The sequence below is a fragment of the Ancylomarina sp. genome (assembly GCF_041555295.1).
Classification (GTDB): Bacteria; Bacteroidota; Bacteroidia; order Bacteroidales; family Marinifilaceae; genus Ancylomarina.
In genome coordinates this window covers 1-5,304 of the sequence record NZ_JBFFKR010000241.1, presented here as the reverse complement: position 1 = coordinate 5,304, position 5,304 = coordinate 1, and the positions used below count along the sequence as shown (strand labels likewise).

The 5,304-nt window shown below is 35.9% G+C and carries 4 protein-coding genes and 2 pseudogenes; 2 read left to right on the top strand and 4 right to left on the bottom strand.

Annotation, left to right across the window (positions count from 1 at the left end; genetic code table 11):
• The 3 genes and pseudogenes from ABY905_RS13685 to ABY905_RS13675 all read right to left on the bottom strand — a co-directional run.
• Window positions 1–267: pseudogene (locus tag ABY905_RS13685) on the bottom strand (peptidase M3); the annotation flags it as partial.
• Window positions 268–444: 177 nt separating this feature from the next.
• Window positions 445–1,938 (bottom strand): PH domain-containing protein, encoded by a 1,494-nt coding sequence (locus tag ABY905_RS13680; protein WP_372644816.1) that lies wholly within the window; start codon window positions 1,936–1,938, stop codon window positions 445–447.
• Window positions 1,931–2,446: a PH domain-containing protein gene (locus tag ABY905_RS13675; protein WP_372644814.1), complete on the bottom strand. Its 516-nt coding sequence runs from the start codon at window positions 2,444–2,446 to the stop codon at window positions 1,931–1,933. Before ABY905_RS13675 ends, ABY905_RS13680 begins: the two co-directional genes overlap by 8 nt.
• A 292-nt stretch (window positions 2,447–2,738) precedes the next feature.
• On the opposite strand from ABY905_RS13675, the gene ABY905_RS13670 reads away from it, so the two are divergent.
• The gene (locus tag ABY905_RS13670; protein WP_372644812.1) at window positions 2,739–3,719 is read left to right on the top strand and encodes a chorismate synthase; all 981 of its coding nucleotides are present in this window, start codon (window positions 2,739–2,741) and stop codon (window positions 3,717–3,719) included.
• Window positions 3,720–3,872: 153 nt separating this feature from the next.
• Here ABY905_RS13670 and ABY905_RS13665 read toward each other — a convergent pair whose 3' ends face one another.
• Window positions 3,873–4,694, bottom strand: coding sequence for a YecA family protein (locus ABY905_RS13665; protein ID WP_372644810.1), 822 nt, complete (start codon window positions 4,692–4,694; stop codon window positions 3,873–3,875).
• Window positions 4,695–4,882: 188 nt separating this feature from the next.
• Here ABY905_RS13665 and ABY905_RS13660 point away from each other — a divergent pair.
• Window positions 4,883–5,304: pseudogene (locus ABY905_RS13660) on the top strand (lysophospholipid acyltransferase family protein); the annotation flags it as partial.

Here is a 5,304-nt window from a genome sequence, read left to right as displayed (position 1 = left end):
TTCGAAAGTCTCAATGGTGTTTTCGAAAGTAGGCTCTTCAGTGCTGTTCGCAATAGCTAAAACTTCATCTTGCTCCTGCTTCATTCCTTCAAGGAAAGCTGGCTTATAGTGTTCAAATTTAATTTGATCAAACGGTGCTGTTTGATGTGGTGTGTTATACTCAGCAAAAAACGGGTTACCGTTAGCATCGCCTTTTTCACACTTGTCGCAATTGCATGAGCTTAGTAAAACACTCGCTGCAAATAATGAAAGAAATGTTCTTTTCACGTTGTGTTTGTTTTTATGTTAGTAATGGTTCTTTTCCAGATGGCTAAAATACTAAAAAGGCTATACTAAACCATGCCAAAGCTCAATTACTAAACATGTTTTGTACAGCATACTGATATTATTAGTATGAGATTAGCATCTCATTCATCCTATAAACTCATTTTAAAAATTCACCCCCTACATCCAATCTTTCCTTGAAGACTCTACTTTGTATAGAATCTGATCTTTCATTCGTAAAGCCTCATCATAGCTTATGTAGTCAATTCTTACTACAGAACCCGCCATTCCTAAATTAAGGCTTGCTGTTCCATTTCTTCTTTGAAAGAATGTTCGCTTTATGTGCACGGTTTGCACCTTATAAACTTCAATAATACTATAATCCTTGGCAATCATTCCTGAGCGTACCTGAAGGAAATCAGCACTCATATGGTAGCTTCTTCTAAAGTAACTTAGATAGGCTATTCCTGCAGCTATAAAGGGAACAAGAATCTCCATATACCAAATCCAATTAAACTCAAAGCCCAAAGCTATAATCGGGATACTCATAAGCAAACAAGAGAATCTAAAATAACGGTAGAGAAAAATTTTATGTGGTTTTAAATCTATTGTCGATTGGGCAAAAGGATCCTCATAGATCTTGTTGCAAAGCTCATTAAACTTTTGATCATCGCAGCCAGGAATAGAAACCTTGTCTTTTTCCTTACTGACCTCAATACTATTGGCTTGAACCAATTGTATATTTGATATATTTAATAATTTTTGAATCGGATTAGTTGAGCGCATAAGCCTTTGAACCTTAGAAAAAGGAATGGTGATGTTCTTTCGCTTCAGTAATCCCGATTGCAAGCTAAAAGCATTTCCAAAAGATTTCATATTGAAATCGTAATAACGTAAAAAGACCTCAGCCATTGAAATAATCAAGCTAACAAGAAGAACGAAGATAATCACCCCTGCTAATGCCAAGCTGCTTGAGTGTTGCAAAAAATTCTCCGTTTTATCAGCTGCTGAAGTAATCTCACTCTCAAACAATTCTTTGAGCTGATAATAGATATTATTTCCGAATGCTAAAATGATCAATAAGCCTCGTAAATGATTTTTAGCAATACTGATACGTAATAAATCTTTAAAAGATAATTGAAGAATGGTTTCCTTTTCTTCAACTTGATCGCTATCAATTTGGTTTTCTTCAGAATTAGAAACAGCCACTTTATAACGACCGAGTTGTTCCTGAAGGGCTTCCGCAATTGTTCTACTGATGGCGTAGATGGCTACTTCCTTCTTTTTAGATCCAGCGGAATCCACTTCCAACTGTACAACTCCCAATACTTGCTGTATAAGATTTTGTCTTAAGTTAATCGAAATAATTTTCTCGAAAGGAATGGCAATAACCACACGTTTTAAATAACCTTTACGAAGAACAAATTCATTGTCTTTAATGTAGAAATAAAAATGGTACCAAGCCAATATCGAATGTGCAACTAAAAGTACGACCAGAAAAGCCAAACCAATCAACCATGTTGGTTCCAGCAACTTCGACGCATTTCCCTTAAATACATAAAGTAAGAGTAAGGGCCAAAATATCCTGATGATCTTCTGTACGCTCAAAAACAAAAAAAAGAGCATGCCTAGTACCGATTGACGTTGTTGGGTGTCAAATGAGTGTTTATGCATCTTGAGTCACCTTTGATGTGATTACTTGTTTAATATCTTCTGCCATTTCCAATGAGATGCCTTTTAAAGATAAATCATGTGCAGAGTTCCCAGCCGTATAAATCTTCAAAACAGCAATATTCAAAGCTTTTGATATAAATCCCTGTCTGATTTCAACATGTTGAATCCGATTAAAGGGAACACTAATTATTTTATGTGTGAGATAACCCGTTCGATAGTGTAAATCCTTTTGTCGAATGGCATAACCTTTATTAGGAAATCCAAGTTGGATGAGTGCAAACTTAATCAATAATAAAACTAGCCATACCATTAAGGCTGCGCCAAACCACACGAGATCTATATCGTCAAACTTAAAATATGCAACACCCATTACGACTATCAGAAGAGCAAAGAAAATTGCCCATTGAATGTTTAGTACAAGTTTATATCTGGGTAATAGATTCGTGAATTCTATTTCCTCACTTTTAGGTAGATCTGCTATCCAAATTTGATTATTCTCTTCTTGCATGATTTTCTCTAGTATTTATAAGCGAATCAAAATCGTCTCAATTTATTATGACTTGTTTGAACCCGAAAGGTATTATTTTTTTCATTAATACGGAGCTCATATTAGCCGATCATAATAAAGAAAACAAATGATCGCATGAAGTCAAACTCGTTTCAAAAAACTTAGTTTATAACAGATAATAAGACCGATTTATAAACACCTGAGAAACGCAAAATTGCTATCTTTGTTTCTACTATTACCAAATTATTAAACCACAACTGGATCTCATCCAGACTATACAACGATTACCCCTATGAATACATTCGGAAGAATTTTCAAAATCAGCATATTCGGAGAGTCTCACGGCAAAGGTGTCGGTATTACCATTGATGGCTGTCCATCAGGCATTGCCCTTACTGAAGAAGATTTATTACCTGATTTGAGTCGACGCAAATCAGGTGCTAAAGGCACAACGCCCCGTATCGAAAAAGATTTACCAAGCATACTTAGTGGCACCTTTAAAGGTAAAACGACAGGTGCTCCTATTATAATTCTATTTCATAACACGAATACACAATCGAAGGATTATAGCAATTTGCTTGATACACCTCGTCCAGGTCACGCCGATTTCGTGGCTCAGCATAAATTTGGCAAAAACAATGATTATACAGGCGGTGGTCACTTCTCTGGACGTATCACCTTAGGCCTAGTTGTAGCAGGTACAGTTGCAAAAAAGATTCTTGGTGATGTCCATATCGAAGCGAACTTAACTGAAATTGGTGGTTCAACCGATTTTGATGCCGCTTTGGATAAGGCGATCAAAAACCATGACTCTATTGGTGGAATCGTGGAATGTAAAGCGAACAACCTACCTATAGGATTAGGTGAGCCTTTTTTCGATTCTGTTGAGTCAATGATTTCACACTTGATTTTTGCTATTCCTGCAACCAAAGGTATTGAGTTTGGCTCAGGTTTCGACGCTGCAAAGATGACAGGATCGGAGCATAATGACAATATTCTGACTCCTGATGGGAAAACAGAAACCAATCATGCGGGAGGTATCAACGGTGGAATTACCAATGGAAATGAGATTGTGTTTAGAGTAGCCATCAAGCCAACCTCATCAATTGGTGTGAGTCAGAAAACCATGAATATCTCAACCTCTGAGATGGAAGATCTACTGATTGAAGGTCGTCACGATGCGTGTATTGCTCTGCGTGTTCCTGTAATTGTTGAAGCTGTTACAGCGATAGCACTTGCGGATCTTAAGCTACTTGATAAAGCTAGACGATAAACATTTAGACGCTGATAAAATAAGATCTCGTATGATCTACCTTTTAAAATCATAATTAATGATTTTTATCTGCGTCAAGAAATAAAAAGAGGATGCCAAAACAATTTGACATCCTCTTTTGTTATATTATTGAAATCTTGAATCAATATTTATTTAGTTCATGCAACACTGCTTGAATTTCTTGCCTGACCCACAAGTACAAGGATCATTTCTGCCTACTTTTTTATCAGTTTGAATTGGAGCCTCTGATTTTGAAAAAATGGCTTCCATTTGTTGGTAATGGTTTTTCCACTCTACATCGCGCATTTCGCAAAAAGCAATACCCTTTTCGAAATCAGTTACACGTCCTTCCATCACATCAATATAGAACTGCAACTCTACGGCTGTGTGTTTGCCTTCAAACTTAGGTAACATCGCTTTGAATTTTTCCAGAGTACCTTCGTGTTGAATATCACCCAGTATTCTGATATAATGATCCAACCATTGGAAGTTATCAAAATCCAGAATAGCGAAAATGCGCTCGAATTGTTCATCAGTCGCATAATACAAAGCTTCAAAACTGAAGATATAAGGGGTTTTGCTTTCTTTATCAATATTCCCTTCAATATACTCCAATACCTTATTCACAAACTCAGCAGGATACTTCTTCGCCATCTGTCCAACCAAATAAACAGCTTGTTCGTTCATCAAATCCCAGTCTTCCTCAACACTAAACAGGTTCAATAAATCATCAGCGTAATCCAGATGCAAGTGTTTTTCTGCAACCACAGCATACCACAAAGGTGCAGGTAGCATAATCCTCAATTCATCAGAGTAATAAACGGTCCCATTATAGGCATTCTCAAAAGCATATTTCAATTTCTTGATTATCGCTTCATTCGAATCTAAATTTCTAAGATGATCGATAGCCTCATACGGTATGCCTTGTGCCTTAGTATCGATTGTATTATAAGCTTGTTCGGTAGATCTAATCATAATTTGATATTTGCCACAAAGATATATTTTTTGAAGCTAAAATAGATCATTAAACCTTTGAATAAAGGAAATAATCATCTCTCTTTTTTTAGGTTAGAACCTACTATTTCTAATGGTTCTAAGATTATTTCCTTTTGTTTTTGAGTTTGCTTCTCTATATTTACGCTCCCCTAACACAAAAAGAAAAAATGACGAGAATCTTATATTACCTAATAATAAAACCACTTTCATTACTTCCTTTAAAAATCTTATATTGGATATCGGATCTCTTATTTTTAGTCTGTTATTATTTATTATCCTATAGAAAGTCTATCGTTACATCAAACATGGAGGCTTCTTTTCCAGAAAAAAGCAAGACAGAGATAAAACAAATAACAAAGACATTTTATCAATTCTTCTGCGATTTCATAGTAGAGAGTCTCAAATGTTTTAGTATTAGTGAAAAGCAAGCCTTAGAGCGCTGTAAGATTATAAATCCTGAAATTCTGGATGATCTTTATAAGAGAAATAAAAGTATTGTTATGGCCTCTGGTCATTATAACAACTGGGAAATGGCAGCTGCCTGCTTAAACCTTACACTCAAACATCAAGCTGCGGCCCTTTACAAACC